19 protein-coding genes are annotated in these 15,258 nt (G+C 54.9%); 14 read left to right on the top strand and 5 right to left on the bottom strand.

The window, feature by feature from the left end; all coding sequences use genetic code 11:
* Positions 1-32 precede the first annotated feature (32 nt).
* The 5 genes from endA (at position 33) to ruvX (ending at position 3,685) form a co-directional block, all read left to right on the top strand.
* Positions 33-740, top strand: a complete 708-nt coding sequence (gene endA / locus K7H21_RS03920; RefSeq protein WP_004125144.1) for a deoxyribonuclease I — start codon at positions 33-35, stop codon at positions 738-740.
* A 90-nt stretch (positions 741-830) separates the two neighbouring features.
* The gene (gene rsmE / locus K7H21_RS03915; protein ID WP_004125147.1) at positions 831-1,562 is read left to right on the top strand and encodes a 16S rRNA (uracil(1498)-N(3))-methyltransferase; all 732 of its coding nucleotides are present in this window, start codon (positions 831-833) and stop codon (positions 1,560-1,562) included.
* Positions 1,563-1,582: 20 nt separating this feature from the next.
* Positions 1,583-2,530, top strand: coding sequence for a glutathione synthase (gene gshB, locus K7H21_RS03910; protein WP_049113275.1), 948 nt, complete (start codon positions 1,583-1,585; stop codon positions 2,528-2,530).
* Between the two features lie 175 nt (positions 2,531-2,705).
* Entirely contained in the window at positions 2,706-3,269 is a 564-nt protein-coding gene (locus tag K7H21_RS03905; RefSeq protein WP_004125153.1) for a YqgE/AlgH family protein, read from the top strand.
* Positions 3,269-3,685: a Holliday junction resolvase RuvX gene (gene ruvX, locus K7H21_RS03900; RefSeq protein WP_223035588.1), complete on the top strand. Its 417-nt coding sequence runs from the start codon at positions 3,269-3,271 to the stop codon at positions 3,683-3,685. Before K7H21_RS03905 ends, ruvX begins: the two co-directional genes overlap by 1 nt.
* 55 nt (positions 3,686-3,740) lie before the next feature.
* Here the strand turns inward: ruvX and K7H21_RS03895 are convergent, their stop codons facing one another.
* The gene (locus tag K7H21_RS03895) at positions 3,741-4,394 is read right to left on the bottom strand and encodes a LuxR C-terminal-related transcriptional regulator (RefSeq protein ID WP_004125160.1); all 654 of its coding nucleotides are present in this window, start codon (positions 4,392-4,394) and stop codon (positions 3,741-3,743) included.
* Between the two features lie 348 nt (positions 4,395-4,742).
* A complete protein-coding gene (locus K7H21_RS03890) occupies positions 4,743-5,723 on the bottom strand; it encodes a type IV pilus twitching motility protein PilT (RefSeq protein WP_142468404.1) in 981 nt (326 codons plus the stop codon).
* A gap of 16 nt (positions 5,724-5,739) precedes the next feature.
* Here K7H21_RS03890 and K7H21_RS03885 point away from each other — a divergent pair, with 16 nt between their 5' ends.
* The 8 genes from K7H21_RS03885 (at position 5,740) to K7H21_RS03850 (ending at position 12,192) form a co-directional block, all read left to right on the top strand.
* The gene (locus tag K7H21_RS03885; protein ID WP_004125172.1) at positions 5,740-6,453 is read left to right on the top strand and encodes a YggS family pyridoxal phosphate-dependent enzyme; all 714 of its coding nucleotides are present in this window, start codon (positions 5,740-5,742) and stop codon (positions 6,451-6,453) included.
* An 8-nt stretch (positions 6,454-6,461) separates the two neighbouring features.
* Positions 6,462-7,028: a YggT family protein gene (locus K7H21_RS03880; RefSeq protein ID WP_004105714.1), complete on the top strand. Its 567-nt coding sequence runs from the start codon at positions 6,462-6,464 to the stop codon at positions 7,026-7,028.
* A complete protein-coding gene (gene yggU, locus K7H21_RS03875; RefSeq protein WP_004125173.1) occupies positions 7,025-7,315 on the top strand; it encodes a DUF167 family protein YggU in 291 nt (96 codons plus the stop codon). Before K7H21_RS03880 ends, yggU begins: the two co-directional genes overlap by 4 nt.
* Positions 7,316-7,327: 12 nt before the next feature.
* On the top strand, positions 7,328-7,921 hold the full coding sequence (locus K7H21_RS03870) for an XTP/dITP diphosphatase (protein ID WP_049113279.1): 594 nt from the start codon (positions 7,328-7,330) through the stop codon (positions 7,919-7,921).
* Entirely contained in the window at positions 7,914-9,050 is a 1,137-nt protein-coding gene (gene hemW, locus K7H21_RS03865) for a radical SAM family heme chaperone HemW (RefSeq protein WP_004125178.1), read from the top strand. The genes K7H21_RS03870 and hemW overlap by 8 nt, the downstream gene beginning before the upstream one ends.
* Positions 9,051-9,354: 304 nt before the next feature.
* Entirely contained in the window at positions 9,355-10,341 is a 987-nt protein-coding gene (locus K7H21_RS03860; RefSeq protein ID WP_004125181.1) for a TRAP transporter substrate-binding protein, read from the top strand.
* A 46-nt stretch (positions 10,342-10,387) separates the two neighbouring features.
* Positions 10,388-10,891, top strand: coding sequence for a TRAP transporter small permease (locus K7H21_RS03855; protein ID WP_049113283.1), 504 nt, complete (start codon positions 10,388-10,390; stop codon positions 10,889-10,891).
* Entirely contained in the window at positions 10,891-12,192 is a 1,302-nt protein-coding gene (locus K7H21_RS03850) for a TRAP transporter large permease (protein ID WP_004125184.1), read from the top strand. Before K7H21_RS03855 ends, K7H21_RS03850 begins: the two co-directional genes overlap by 1 nt.
* A 48-nt stretch (positions 12,193-12,240) precedes the next feature.
* On the opposite strand, the gene K7H21_RS03845 is transcribed toward K7H21_RS03850, so the two are convergent.
* The 3 genes from K7H21_RS03845 to trmB are packed head-to-tail and all read right to left on the bottom strand — an operon-like array spanning position 12,241 to position 14,056.
* Entirely contained in the window at positions 12,241-12,960 is a 720-nt protein-coding gene (locus K7H21_RS03845) for a YggN family protein (protein WP_024358653.1), read from the bottom strand.
* A 50-nt stretch (positions 12,961-13,010) separates the two neighbouring features.
* On the bottom strand, positions 13,011-13,337 hold the full coding sequence (locus tag K7H21_RS03840; RefSeq protein ID WP_004105731.1) for a YggL family protein: 327 nt from the start codon (positions 13,335-13,337) through the stop codon (positions 13,011-13,013).
* Complete coding sequence (trmB, locus tag K7H21_RS03835) at positions 13,337-14,056, bottom strand: tRNA (guanosine(46)-N7)-methyltransferase TrmB (protein WP_004125186.1); 720 nt, start codon at positions 14,054-14,056, stop codon at positions 13,337-13,339. The genes K7H21_RS03840 and trmB overlap by 1 nt, the downstream gene beginning before the upstream one ends.
* A gap of 137 nt (positions 14,057-14,193) precedes the next feature.
* Here trmB and mutY point away from each other — a divergent pair, with 137 nt between their 5' ends.
* Positions 14,194-15,252, top strand: coding sequence for an A/G-specific adenine glycosylase (gene mutY / locus K7H21_RS03830; protein ID WP_154902673.1), 1,059 nt, complete (start codon positions 14,194-14,196; stop codon positions 15,250-15,252).
* Positions 15,253-15,258: the final 6 nt, after the last annotated feature.

The following is a 15,258-nucleotide window of genomic DNA, read 5'->3' as shown; positions in this document are numbered from 1 at the left end:
CGTTGCGGGCTCGTTTTGACACGGAGTTAACGATGTCCCGTATTCATATTTTTGCTGTCGCATTTCTCAGCGCGGCGGTATGCGCTCCGCTTGCAGCGGAAGGAATCAACAGTTTTTCTCAGGCCAAGACCGCTGGGGTCAAGGTCAATGCCGATGCCCCCGGCGATTTTTACTGCGGCTGTAAAATCAACTGGCAGGGAAAAAAGGGGGTTATCGACCTGGAGTCTTGTGGCTATAAAGTGCGTAAAAATGAAAATCGCGCCAGCCGGGTCGAGTGGGAGCATGTGGTTCCCGCATGGCAGTTTGGCCATCAGCGTCAGTGCTGGCAGGACGGCGGGCGCAAAAACTGCGCTAAAGATCCGGAATACCGCAAGATGGAAAGCGACATGCATAACCTGCAGCCGGCGGTCGGCGAGGTCAACGGCGATCGCGCCAACTTTATGTACAGCCAGTGGAACGGCGGCGAAGGCCAGTACGGTCAGTGCGCAATGAAGGTTGATTTTAAAGATAAAGTTGCCGAGCCGCCGGCGCGCGCACGTGGCGCCATCGCCCGTACCTACTTCTATATGCGCGACCGCTACCAGCTCAATCTTTCCCGCCAGCAAACCCAGCTGTTTACCGCCTGGGATAAGATGTACCCGGTCACAACCTGGGAGTGCGAACGCGACGCGCGTATTGCCAAAGTTCAGGGCAACCATAATCCTTATGTCCTGCAGGCTTGCCAGGCGCAAAAGAGCTAACCTACACTAGCGGCAATTGTTAATTTGCAGCTTTACTCCTCCCCCTTTACTGGGGGAAGAGACATCTGCGCTAAGAACGGAACATCAAGCATGCGCATTCCTCGCATCCATCACCCGGAACGCATTACCACGGGTAGCCAGATAGCTCTTTCCGACGACGCGGCCAACCATGTCGGTCGCGTTTTACGGATGGGTAAAGGCCAGGCTATAGAGCTTTTTGACGGCAGCAATCAGGTCTTCGAGGCGGTTATTGTCGAGGCCGGTAAGAAAAATGTTCTGGTTGAAGTACAGAGCAGCAAAGTTGATAACCGTGAATCCCCTCTGCATATCCATTTGGGCCAGGTGATGTCCCGCGGCGAAAAAATGGAATTCACCATCCAGAAATCGATCGAACTTGGTGTAAGCCTCATAACGCCACTGTTTTCCGAGCGCTGTGGCGTTAAACTGGACGCCGAACGTTTGCAGAAAAAGATCCAGCAGTGGCAGAAAATCGCCATTGCCGCCTGCGAGCAAAGCGGCCGCAACGTGGTGCCGGAAATCCGCCCGGCCATGCAGCTTGAAGCCTGGTGTGCGGAGCAGGACGAGGGCCTGAAGCTTAATTTGCACCCTCGCGCCAGCGCCAGCATTAATACGCTGCCGCTGCCGGTCGAACGTATCCGGCTGCTGATTGGCCCGGAAGGCGGGCTTTCGGCAGAAGAGATAGCGATGACTGCTCGCTACCAGTTTACTGATATCCTGTTGGGACCGCGCGTTCTGCGTACAGAGACAACTGCGCTCACTGCCATTACCGCCCTGCAGGTGCGTTTTGGCGACTTAGGTTGAAGCGTTAACGGAGAAGAACAATGATTAAGCTCGGCATCGTGATGGACCCCATCGCAACCATCAACATCAAGAAAGACACCAGCTTCGCCATGTTGCTGGAAGCGCAGCGTCGCGGCTATGAACTCCATTATATGGAGATGAACGATCTGTACTTAATCAACGGCGAAGCCCGCGCCCGTACGCGCAAGCTAAGCGTCGAGCAGAACTACGACAACTGGTACGCGTTCAACGGCGAGCAGGATTTGCCTCTCGCGGAGCTTGACGTCATTCTGATGCGTAAAGATCCGCCGTTCGATACCGAGTTTATCTACGCGACCTACATCCTCGAACGCGCCGAAGAACAAGGCACGCTTATCGTCAACAAACCGCAGAGCCTGCGCGACTGTAACGAAAAGCTGTTTACCGCCTGGTTCTCCGAGCTGACCCCGGAAACGCTGGTCACCCGTAATAAAGCGCAGTTGAAAGCCTTCTGGGAAAAACACGGCGATATCATTCTCAAACCGCTGGACGGTATGGGGGGCACCTCTATTTTCCGCGTAAAAGAGGGTGACCCTAACCTCGGCGTCATCACCGAGACGCTGACCGAGCTGGGCAACCGTTACTGCATGGCGCAGAACTATCTGCCAGCCATTAAAGATGGCGATAAGCGCGTGCTGGTGGTTGACGGCGAGCCGGTTCCTTACTGCCTGGCCCGTATCCCGCAGGGCGGCGAAACCCGCGGTAACCTTGCTGCCGGCGGTCGTGGCGAAGCGCGCCCGCTGACCGAAAGCGACTGGGCCATCGCCCGCCGCGTTGGCCCCACGCTGAAGGCCAAAGGCTTAATCTTCGTCGGCCTGGACATCATCGGCGATCGTCTGACGGAAATTAACGTCACCAGCCCCACCTGCGTCCGTGAAATCGAAGCCGCCTTCCCGATTTCCATTACCGGGATGCTGATGGACGCCATCGAGAAGCGCCTCAATAAATAAAGCGCTTATTCCGGCTGCAGGCCCGCGCCTGTAGCCTGGAGCCAGCGCAGGCGATTCGCTTTCAAGCTCAGGCAGGCAAGCCCCTGAAACCTGAAAGATAAAGTGAATCGACACTCCCTTGCTTTACCCGCATACTGGGTGCTGCTTTTTTGAACCAGGAACAGAACCTCTGACAATGAATTTACAGCATCACTTTCTAATTGCCATGCCTGCTCTCCAGGACCCGATGTTCCGTCGCTCCGTAGTCTATATCTGCGAGTATAACGATGACGGTGCCATGGGCATCATCATCAATAAGCCGATGGAAAATCTGCAGGTTGAAGGGATCCTGGAGAAATTAAAAATCACGCCTGAGCCGCGCAATCCCGAGATCCGCCTGGATAAACCGGTGATGGTTGGCGGTCCGCTGGCCGAGGATCGGGGTTTTATACTGCATTCGCCGCCTTCCGATTTCTCCTCCAGCATCCGTATTTCCGATAACACGGTGATCACTACCTCCCGCGACGTGCTCGAAACGCTGGGTACGGATAAACAGCCGGAGAACGTGCTGGTTGCGCTGGGCTATGCTTCCTGGGAGAAAGGCCAGCTGGAGCAGGAGATACTGGATAACGCCTGGCTCACCGCGCCGGCCGATCGGAATATTTTGTTTAGCACGCCGATAGCCGACCGCTGGCGTGAGGCTGCAAAGCTGATTGGCATTGATATCGTGACCATGCCAGCCGAAGCGGGGCACGCGTAATGAGCGGAACGTTTTTAGGCTTCGATTTTGGCACCAAAAGCATTGGCGTCGCCGTAGGGCAGCGCATCACCGGCACCGCCCGCCCCCTCCCCGCGTTGAAAGCGCAGGACGGTAAGCCTGACTGGAACGTTATTGAGAAACTGCTGAAAGAGTGGCAGCCCGAAGCCGTGATTGTCGGCCTGCCGCTGAATATGGACGGTACGGAACAATCCCTGACCGCCCGTGCGCGCAACTTCGCGAATAAAATCCATGGCCGCTTCGGCGTGCAGATAATCCTGCATGATGAACGTCTGAGCACGGTTGAAGCCAGAGCCGGGCTATTCGAACAGGGTGGATTCCGGGCGCTAAAAAAAGGCAGCGTGGATTCCGCTTCTGCCGTCATTATTCTGGAAAGCTACTTCGAGCAGAGTTACTGAAGCTGAATGATGGCGCCCCATACCAGCGGCAGGCGCCATCATCCGGATTTCATGTTTAGTGGCGCAGATGTTCATTCGCCCAGCTTACCGCCTGAGTCCGGTTCTTCACGCTTAGCTTACGGAACACGTTGTACAGATGGGTACGCACCGTGTTTTCACTGATAAATAGCGCGCGGGCAATATCCAGATTTGTCGCCCCGCAGCGAAGTTCATTCAGAATTTCACATTCACGCTCGGTCAACGGTGAATTCTCCGCAGGCGCCGATACATGATCCGCAGCATACATCGCCGGGTGCATCACGCTCAATTCAGCCGTCTGTTCGCCGTTCAGCACAGCCCTAACGCCCTCAATTAAGCGCGATTCATCATCGTCATGACGGAAAACGCCGTACAGCGCTGGCCACTGCGCCATTTCGTAGAGCTCATACTTTTGTGCGCTATTGATAATCAATAAACGGGGGTTATCTCCCTGCATGCGAATAATATCACGCCATACGCTATTCAACTTTTTATTTGAAACCGCAATATCAAATAATATTACAGAATTTTTCAAAAGGCGTTGCGCGAGGGGTTTGTTAATATTTTGCAGAATGACCGATGCGGATAACCTTTCGGCCAGCCAGGTCGCAAATGCTTTGCTTTGAATGGAGGGGTGAGTAATAAAAGTAACCTGGTGAGAAAAAGCCAAATTCTCAGATAAATTAATCACTTAAAACTCTCCTTAGTTGATTTCCGCCTTCATAGCGGTTAAATGAATTAACAAGAATACGATCGTCTGTGTATTTATAAAAACAAACCACTTTTACACATTGAAACAATATTCCATGGGAATTTTCCTACCCCTGTAAACAGCATAAATCGAATGCCTTAAGAGAGTCAAAAGATTATCAAACTTTTTTCCTGGTTATGAGAGGTTTATGTCAATTCGTTTTTCATGGAATACATTATTCGACTTAATCTTAGGTGTTTATTTGTAATATCAAATAAGGGTAACAAACATTAATAAAACATTATTATAACAAGCTATTGGTAGGATCTCTGAATATAAAAAGCGCAGCTACAAAAGCCCGGCGGCCGTACGTTGCTGAAAGCTTTGCGTAAATGTTTGCATGCCCGATTGCTGCCCGGTTTGCATTACGCCGGGCAGCTGATGCGTTTTCCCCTCTCGGATCAAATTAGCCACCGCCGGGGTATTAACCAAAAGCTCGTATAACGCAACTCTGCCGCCAGCAGCATCTGGAAACAGTTTTTGTGCCAGCACCGCGCACAAACTTCCCGCCAGCTGACTGCGTACCTGCTCTTTCTCCTGCGCCGGAAAGACGTCCACCAGCCTCTCAACCGCCTGCGCCGCGCCGCGCGTATGTAGCGTCGCCATCACCAGATGTCCGGTCTCCGCTGCCGTTAATGCCAGGCGGATCGTTTCGCTGTCACGTAGTTCTCCTAACAGAATGACATCCGGGTCCTGACGCAGCGCGGCGCGCAGGGCAGCGGCAAATGAGGGGCAGTGGCGGCCGATTTCCCGCTGCTGAATCAGACAGCGCTCGCTGCGGTGAATAAATTCAACCGGATCTTCCAGCGTCAGGATATGGCCGCTGAGGCGCTGGTTAAGATAGCCCACCATCGCCGCCAGGGTGGTTGATTTCCCGCTACCGGTAGCCCCCGTGACCAGGATAAGTCCGCTCTCCTCATTGAGCAGCTCCGTTAAGGCGGCCGGCACACCGAGATCCGCCAGCTGAGGGCAGGTTTCCGCCAGCAGACGCAGCGCCAGCGACAGACCGCGATTGTGCACAAATGCGCTGGCGCGCAGACGCGGCCCACCCGCCGGAGTCAGCGCGAAATCAACCTGTCCGCAGGCCTTCCACTGGTCGAGCTGCTCGGCGTTGAGCCAATCAGTGAGTATTTTGCCAATATCAGGGGAGGTAAACGGCGCGGGCTCCAGCTTGCCCTGGCGACGCCAGCGCGGCGCTGAATCATTGCACAGGTGTAGATCGGAGACGTTATGCTTTACACTAAGGGCCACTATTTCTTCCAGTTCCATAACTCATCCTCGGTATATGAACGATATTGCGCATAACCTGGCACAGGTCCGGGACAAAATCTCAGCCGCTGCCGCACGCTGCGGCCGTGCTCCAGAAGAAGTTACGTTGCTTGCAGTCAGTAAAACGAAACCTGCGAGCGCTATCGAAGAAGCGATGGCTGCCGGCCAGCTCGCGTTTGGCGAAAACTATGTCCAGGAAGGCGTGGATAAAATCCGCTACTTTCAGGAAACGGGCGCAACCGGTCTACAGTGGCACTTTATTGGTCCGCTGCAGTCCAATAAGAGCCGTCTGGTGGCCGAGCATTTTGACTGGTGCCATACCGTCGATCGTCTCAAAATCGCCGTCCGCCTGAGTGAACAGCGCCCGGCTCAACTGCCGCCGCTCAACGTGCTAATTCAAATCAACATTAGCGATGAGCAGAGCAAGTCGGGTATTCCGCCTGAAGAGCTGGACGCGCTGGCGGCAGAAATCGCTAAACTCCCTAATCTGCAGCTACGCGGTTTAATGGCCATTCCCGCGCCAGAGTCAGAATATGTAAGGCAGTTTGCCGTCGCCCAACAAATGGCGGTAGCATTTGCGCGGCTAAAAACGCACTACCCTACCGTCGATACGCTGTCGCTGGGAATGTCGGATGATATGGAAGCCGCCATCGCGGCGGGAAGCACTATGGTGCGCATCGGAACCGCAATTTTCGGCGCGCGCGACTACAGCAAAAAACAAGGAATCTGAGGAACGCCATGAAGACGTTGACTTTCCTGCTCTCAACGGTCATTGAGCTTTACACAATGGTCGTGTTGTTACGCGTCTGGATGCAGTGGGCGCGCTGCGACTTTTATAACCCGTTTTCGCAGTTCGTGGTCAAGGCTACGCAGCCTGTCGTTGGGCCGCTGCGCCGTATTATCCCGGCGATGGGGCCGCTCGACAGCGCCTCCCTGCTGGTCGCATTTATTCTCTGCGTCGTGAAAGCTATCGTCCTTTTTATGGTCGTCACCTTCCAGCCGATTATCTGGATCTCCGCGCTGCTGATCCTTATCAAAACTGTCGGCTCGCTGATCTTCTGGGTTCTTCTGTTAATGGCGATCATGAGCTGGGTAAGCCAGGGCCGCAGCCCGGTGGAATATGTTCTGATGCAGCTGGCAGACCCGCTGCTGCGCCCGATCCGCAGGCTGCTGCCCTCAATGGGCGGCATTGATTTCTCGCCGATGGTGCTGGTTCTGCTGCTGTACGTAATCAATATGGGTATCGCCGAACTGTTGCAGGCTACCGGCAACGTTCTGCTTCCGGGGCTGTGGATGGCGCTATGAGTGCCGTCGAAGCCTGCGCTGACGGGTTGGTCTTACGGCTGTATATTCAGCCCAAGGCCAGCCGCGACAGCATCGTTGGTTTACATGGCGACGAGCTCAAAGTCGCCATTACCGCGCCTCCCGTTGACGGCCAGGCCAACGCCCATCTGGTAAAATTCCTCGCCAAACAGTTTCGCGTAGCGAAAAGCCAGGTGCTTATTGAGAAAGGCGAACTGGGCCGCCACAAACAGATAAAAATCATTCATCCGCAGCAGATCCCGGACGGGGTCGCCGCGCTGACAGAATAAACAGGATCTCATATGCAAAAAGTTGTTCTCGCTACCGGCAACCCCGGAAAAGTGCGCGAGCTGGCCTCGCTGCTGGCAGATTTTGGCCTCGATATCGTGGCGCAAACCGAGCTGGGCGTGGATTCCGCAGAGGAAACCGGCCTGACGTTTATCGAAAACGCCATTCTGAAGGCGCGCCATGCCGCGCAGGTGACCGGGCTCCCGGCCATCGCCGATGACTCAGGTCTGGCCGTCGATGCATTAGGCGGGGCGCCCGGCATCTACTCCGCCCGCTATTCCGGTGAAGATGCGACCGACCAGCGCAATCTGGAAAAGCTGCTCGACGCGCTGCGCGACGTGCCGGACGATAAGCGCCAGGCGCAATTCCACTGCGTGCTGGTCTATCTGCGTCATGCGGAAGATCCAACGCCGCTGGTTTGCCACGGCAGCTGGCCGGGCATCATCGCTCGTGAAGCCGCAGGCAACGGCGGCTTTGGTTACGACCCAATATTCTTTGTTCCGACGGAAGGTAAAACCGCAGCGGAGCTGAGCCGTGAAGAAAAGAGCGCCATTTCCCACCGCGGACGCGCGCTAAAACTGTTACTGGAAGCCTTACGTAATGGCTAATTTGCCGCCCCTGAGCCTCTATATTCACATCCCGTGGTGCGTGCAGAAATGCCCGTACTGCGATTTTAACTCGCATGCGTTAAAGGGCGAGGTACCGCACGACGACTACGTTCAGCATCTGCTGAACGATCTGCGGGCCGACGCCCACTATGCGCAGGGACGTGAAATCGGGACTATTTTCATCGGCGGCGGTACGCCGAGCCTGCTCTCAGGCACGGCGATGCAAACCCTGCTCGACGGCGTGCGCGAATCTCTTCCGCTGGCATCCAACGCGGAAATCACCATGGAAGCCAACCCCGGCACCGTGGAAGCGGATCGCTTTGTCGAGTATCAGCGCGCAGGTATTAATCGCATCTCCATCGGCGTACAGAGCTTTAGCGAACAGAAGCTGCAGCGGCTCGGACGTATCCATGGGCCACAGGAAGCCCGGCGCGCGGCAAACCTGGCAAGCGGTCTGGGACTGCGCAGCTTTAACCTCGATTTAATGCACGGTCTGCCGGATCAGTCTCTGGAAGAGGCGCTGGATGACCTGCGCCAGGCAATCGCGCTCAATCCGCCGCACCTCTCCTGGTATCAGCTGACCATTGAGCCAAACACCCTGTTTGGCTCGCGTCCGCCAACCCTGCCGGACGACGACGCGCTGTGGGACATTTATGAACAGGGGCATAGCCTGCTCAGTTCGGCGGGCTATCAGCAATATGAAACCTCCGCCTACGCTAAGCCGGGCTATCAGTGCCAGCATAACCTGAACTACTGGCGCTTTGGCGACTACCTGGGGATTGGCTGCGGCGCGCACGGCAAAGTGACGTTCCCGGATGGGCGCATATTGCGGACGGCGAAAACCCGGCATCCACGCGGCTACATGGAAGGCCGCTATCTGGAGCGCCAGCACGATGTGGAAGATGCGGATAAACCGTTTGAGTTCTTTATGAACCGTTTCCGCCTGCTGGAAGCCGCCCCGCGCGATGAATTCAGCCGCTACACCGGCCTTGATGAGCGTACGATCCGTCCGCAAATCGATGCCGCCATCGCCGAAGGCTACCTGATGGAAGATGAGCGCTACTGGCAAATTACCGAGCACGGTAAGCTATTTTTGAATTCCCTTCTCGAACTTTTCCTCAGCGAATAATCTCCTCTCCACTTATCCCGTTATAAAAATAGCGGGATAATTAATTATTCGTTTTTTACGAAACATCAATATCACTATTCCCGAAGCATCTCAATTCAACATTTCCAGTGAAAATAAATTCACATTCATTTATTGAAAATAAATATAACCAACCGCACAAAAATATCTTTTTGATCGACTTATTGAGAAAAAGTGTGAGACAGATAGCTTAAAGATGTACGACAACAAGGATAATATGTCATACAGAAACAAAGATTACCCCTTAAGATATTGACCAATTACCCCAAGTGCATGGAGCCGACTCATGAAAAAATTCTCTTTTTCTCGTTCTCTGGTGTGTGTATCTTTGCTTGCCCTGCTCTCCTCAGGCGCAAGCGCGGCTGAAAAAGTCACATTAAAACTGGCACATAACCTTGAACGCAGCCATGTTGTTCATCAGGCCTTTGAGGAGATGTCCAAAGAGGTTAACCAACTTTCCAACGGGGCTATAAAGATCCGTATTTATCCCAGTAGCCAAATGGGCAGCGCGCGTGAAACGCTGGAGTTATTACAAAATGGCGCGCTGGATATGACCAAAGGTTCCGCCAGCGATCTGGAGTCCTTCGATAACGTCTACGCGATATATAATTTACCGTTCCTGTTTAAAGACCAGAATCACTTCAATAAAGTCGTCTTCGGTGAGGTGGGTAAGGAAATAATGGAGTCTACGAAAGATAAAGGATTCTTTGCGCTTTCCGCTTATGTTGCCGGGACCCGCAGTTTTTACGCCAAAAAGCCCATCACTAAACCGGAAGATTTAAAAGGATTGAAAATCCGCGTCCAGGCCAGCCCGACAACCTTAAAAATGGTCGAATTAATGGGCGGTTCGCCAACGCCCATTTCCTTTGGTGAAGTTTATACCGCCATGCAGCAGGGCGTGGTGGACGGCGCGGAGAACAATGTGCCTTCCTGGGTACAAACGCGCCATATCGAAATCGCGAAAGTGTTCTCTGAAGATGAACATGCCTCCATCCCGGATTTCCTCGTTATCTCCAGTAAAACCTGGGACAAACTGACGCCGGATCAGCAGCAAATCCTGATCAAGGCGGCAAAAGCTTCCGAAGCGTATCAGCAAAAACTGTGGGACAAGATCGACGCCGACACCCGCGCGCAGGCCAAAGCCATGGGCGGCGAAATCATCAAAGTGGATAAAGCACCGTTCCGCGCCGCCGTGCAGCCGCTGTTTGATGACTTCAAAAAAGATCCGAAGCAGGCCGCCCTGCTGGACAAATTTGAAGCTGCCGCCGAATAACACTTAGCGGGCCAGCCGCTGGCCCGCTTTCATCGGGAAAACAATGATGATACTTAACCGCATAAAGCTGGCGGTGGACCGCACGATCGCCGCATTCTCCGTCGCCGTTATGATTGCGCTGGTGGTCTGCGTCGTCTGGCAGGTGTTCAGCCGCTACGTGCTAAACCAGCCAAGCACCCTGACCGACGAGCTGGCGCGATTTTTGATGATCTGGGTCGGGCTGCTGGGTGCGGCATATACTGTCGGCGCCCAGCGTCATCTGGCGATCGATTTACTCGCCATGACGCTTCCTCCCCGCAAGCAAGCGCTGCTCAGCGTCATTATTAATCTGCTGATCTTTATTTTTGCCGGGTCAGTAATTGTAACCGGCGGCGTGAAGCTGATTGAAAAAACGCTGTCGACATCCCAGGTCTCGGCCGCGATGCAGATCCCCATGGGCTACGTGTATCTGATCCTGCCGCTAACCGGCATCATTATGATGTTTTACACGCTCTGTTTTATCAGCAACGGTCTGAAAAATATGAAAAACTATGAAGCGGGGGCAAATTGATGGACAGCTATATCGCACTGATGCTATTTGGCTCTTTCTTTATTCTGGTTTTTATTGGCGTCCCCATCTCCTTCTCCATTGGCATCGCGACCGTCGGCTCGATGCTGCTGATGTTCCCGTGGGATATTGCGGTGATTACCGTTTCTCAGCGCCTGGCGAACGGCCTCGACAACTTCGCCCTGCTGGCGATTCCATTCTTTATCTTTGCCGGCACCCTGATGAACAGCGGCGGGATTGCCATCCGCTTAATCAATCTGGCGCAGGTGATGGTCGGACGCGTGCCGGGATCGCTGGGCCACGTCAACGTGCTGGCAAATATGATGTTCGGCTCGATTTCAGGTTCGGCGGTCGCCGCGGCGGCGGCGGTAGGGGGAACGCTCAACCCCATTCAGACCCGGAAGGGCTACGACCCGGCGTTCTCCACGGCGGTTAACGTCTCATCATGCATCACGGGCCTGCTCATCCCGCCGTCAAACGTCCTGATCGTCTTCTCCCTGACGGCTGGGGGCGTCTCGGTTGCGTCGCTGTTTATGGCCGGTTATCTGCCGGGCATTCTGATGGGCCTGGCCATCATGGTGGTGTGCGCTTTTATCGCTAAACGTCGCGGTTATCCGGTTTCTGAACGTCCCACCTGCGCCCAGGCGGCAAAAGCGTTTTTCGACGCCTTGCCCAGCCTGCTGCTGGTGATCATTGTGATGGGCGGGATCCTCGGCGGCATTTTCACCGCGACCGAAGCGTCGGCTATCGCCGTGGTTTACACCTTTATCCTGTCAGTGCTGATTTACCGGGAAGTGAAGTGGCGCGATTTGCCGAAGCTGATCCTTGAATCGGTGGTGATGACCTCCATCGTGCTATTGCTGATCGGCTTTTCCGTCGGCATGTCGTGGGCGATGACCAACGCCGATATACCCTACATGATAAGCGATGCGCTAATGGGGATTTCTGAAAACCCGGTGGTGATTCTGCTGCTGATAAATATCGTGCTGTTAATCGTCGGGATCTTCATGGATATGACCCCGGCGGTACTGATTTTCACGCCGATATTCCTGCCCATCGCGCAGGATTTGGGGATGGATCCGGTGCATTTCGGCATCATGATGGTCGCTAACCTGTGCATCGGTCTGCTGACGCCGCCGGTAGGCAGCGCGCTGTTTGTAGGCTGCTCTATTTCCGGCGTTAAAATTCAGCAGCTCATTAAACCGCTGCTGCCGTTTTACGCCGCCCTGCTGATCGCGCTGATGATGATTGTCTATATCCCGCAGATCTCGCTGTTTATTCCGCAGCTGCTGGGGCTGATGTGACCGACTGACCATAATCGCTACCTGCGCCCGCAGGTAGCGAATTAAAACTTACTTTAACGACCCCACCAGCGCTTTGCGGCTCTCCTCAAGGGAGACCACGCGGCCGCAGACGTCCTTACCAAACTGCTGGAAATCTGCCTCCTGGTTTTTCCATTCGTCCTGAATGGCCGTTTGCAGGCCGCCAAGGCTACCAAGGATCCCCTGCAGCGGGTTACCGCCGCCTTTGAGAACCGCCTTCGCGCCCATCTCGTTGATGCTGTCCTGCAGAATACCGCCCATCGCCTGGTTTACCAGCTGCTGGCCGTCGGCGCGCACCTGATCGATGGCTTTATAGTGGAACGTCAGCCCATCGTTGCGATGTTCAATAATACGGCCCATTTGCGCTTTCAGCTGCGCATCAAGCTTGGTCAGGCGGCTATGCATGCTGCTGCTGGCCCCCACCTGTTCGGTAATGATTTTATCCAGCGCGGCGCGGCCTTTTTCTACCCGCGTGCGGGCGCCTTCATCAATCCACGGCAGGCTGCTGCGCAGTCCAGCCTGATAGTCCTGCGCCTGCTCGCGCTGGGCGGCATTCAGCGCATAGGCTTTCCCGTTAAAGGTCAGATTGCCGTCCGGCTTAATCACCAGATCGCCGTTTTCGCCTTTCACCTGCACCTGCTGCGGGCTGAGGATGACATCGTCACGCGGCGTGACGCTACACTGGTAGTCCGCATGCGCGGACAAAGCGGTGACGGACAGCGCCACTGCCAACAGCGTTTTGCGCATCATTTAACTCCCTTCAGACAAAACGGGCCGGCAGTTGCCGACCCTTGTCAAACTTAGTCCCACCAGATATCAAAAAGTTCGCTGGTGCGTACATCGGCAAGCCCGCGATCTTCCAGCCATTTACGCACGATGGCCTGGTGTTCTTCGGTGCATTTGCCGATTTCCTGCAGGCAGATCAGCCCTTCCCAGGAAAGATAGCCGCTGCCATCAAAGGCCAGCTTATTAGGCTCAATCACTTCATCAATCAGATCGTTAACGGTCTGGTCGATCTGCTCTTCGCTGGTTCCTTCCGCGAAGCGCCACGCGACGGAGAAACCCACTTCCTGAAACTCGTCGATATGCATTTTTTTACGCAGACGACGGCTACGATTCGTTGCCATTATTTCACCCTCTCGAACATTAAGTCCCATACGCCGTGGCCAAGACGATGGCCACGCTGTTCAAATTTGGTTACCGGGCGCGATTCCGGGCGCGGCACATAGTCGTTGCTTTCAGACCGGTTACGATACCCTTCAAGCGAGGACATCACTTCCAGCATATGCTCGGCATATTGCTCCCAGTCGGTCGCCATATGGAAGACACCCCCCAGCTTCAGTTTACTTTTCACCAGTTCGGCAAAAGGCGGCTGAACGATACGGCGCTTATTATGACGCGCTTTGTGCCACGGGTCAGGGAAAAACAGCTGCACCATGCTCAGGGAGTTATCCGGAATCATGGTATGCAGCACTTCCACCGCATCGTGGCACATGACGCGCAGGTTCTGCACGCCCTCTTCTTCGGCGGACGCCAGGCAGGCGCCGACGCCCGGCGAGTGCACTTCAATGCCGAGGAAATTCTGCTGCGGCTTCTCTTTCGCCATCGCCACCAGCGACGCCCCCATGCCAAAACCAATCTCCAGCGTGACCGGCGCTTCACGGCCAAACAGGGCGGCGAAATCGAGCGGCGCTTCGTTGAATTCAACGCCCATCACCGGCCAAATAGTGTCCAGCGCGTGCTGCTGACCTTTGGTCAGGCGGCCCTGACGACGGACGAAGCTGCGAATACGGCGCAGCGGGCGGCCGTTTTCATCGAATTCCGGAGATATGACGTCGTTTTTCATAAAAGTTAAGTCTGCTTGTGAGATGTGTTCGGAAAACGGGCATTATCCAAAGTTACCCGGCGGATGCAAGGGTTTACAGCCCCTCGCCCTTGTGCTGCAATCTGCCACCTTATAATCGCTTTCCCGGAGCCGTAGCTTTGACTTTTCTCGCCGCGCAATTTTCAGCCCAGGTGCTGGACTGGTACGACAAATACGGGCGCAAAACCCTGCCCTGGCAAATTGGCAAGACGCCTTACAAAGTATGGCTCTCCGAGGTGATGTTGCAACAAACGCAAGTGGCGACGGTTATCCCCTATTTTGAACGCTTTATGGCGCGTTTCCCAACAATTACCGATCTGGCGAACGCACCCCTCGATGAAGTCCTGCATCTTTGGACCGGACTTGGCTATTACGCCCGCGCGCGCAATCTGCATAAAGCGGCGCAGCAGGTGGCCACCCTGCACGGCGGAAAATTCCCGCAGACCTTCGATGAAGTCGCCGCACTGCCAGGCGTGGGCCGCTCCACCGCCGGCGCGATTTTGTCCCTTTCTCTCGGTCAGCATTATCCGATTCTCGACGGCAACGTGAAGCGCGTGCTCGCGCGCTGCTATGCTGTCAGCGGTTGGCCGGGGAAAAAAGAGGTTGAGAAACGCCTGTGGGATATCAGCGAAGACGTCACGCCAGCCAATGGGGTCGAGCGTTTTAACCAGGCCATGATGGACCTTGGAGCGATGGTATGTACCCGCTCAAAGCCGAAATGCGAGCTTTGCCCGCTGAATAACGGCTGCGTGGCCTACGCAAATCATTCATGGGCTCAATATCCAGGCAAAAAACCGAAACAGACGATCCCCGAGCGTACCGGCTATTTCCTGCTGATGCAGCACGGCGACAAGGTGTTTCTCTCCCAGCGCCCACCGGTGGGATTATGGGGGGGATTGTTCTGCTTCCCGCAGTTTGAAGATGAAGATACGCTGCGGGAGTGGCTGGCCCAGCGGCAGATCAAGGCTGAGAATCTGACGCAATTAACCGCGTTCCGCCACACTTTCAGCCATTTCCATCTGGATATTGTGCCGATGTGGCTTACAGTGCACTCATCCGGCGCATGCATGGATGAAGGGGGCGCACTCTGGTATAACTTAGCGCAGCCGCCGTCCGTCGGTCTGGCGGCCCCCGTGGAGCGCTTGTTGCAACAGTTAAAAGCCGGAGCACCGGTTTAGCTTTCT

This window comes from Klebsiella sp. CTHL.F3a (assembly GCF_019890895.1).
Lineage (GTDB): Bacteria > Pseudomonadota > Gammaproteobacteria > Enterobacterales > Enterobacteriaceae > Klebsiella > Klebsiella grimontii.
The sequence above is the reverse complement of the archived record's forward strand: the minus strand, read 5'-3'. Positions and strand labels throughout refer to the sequence as shown.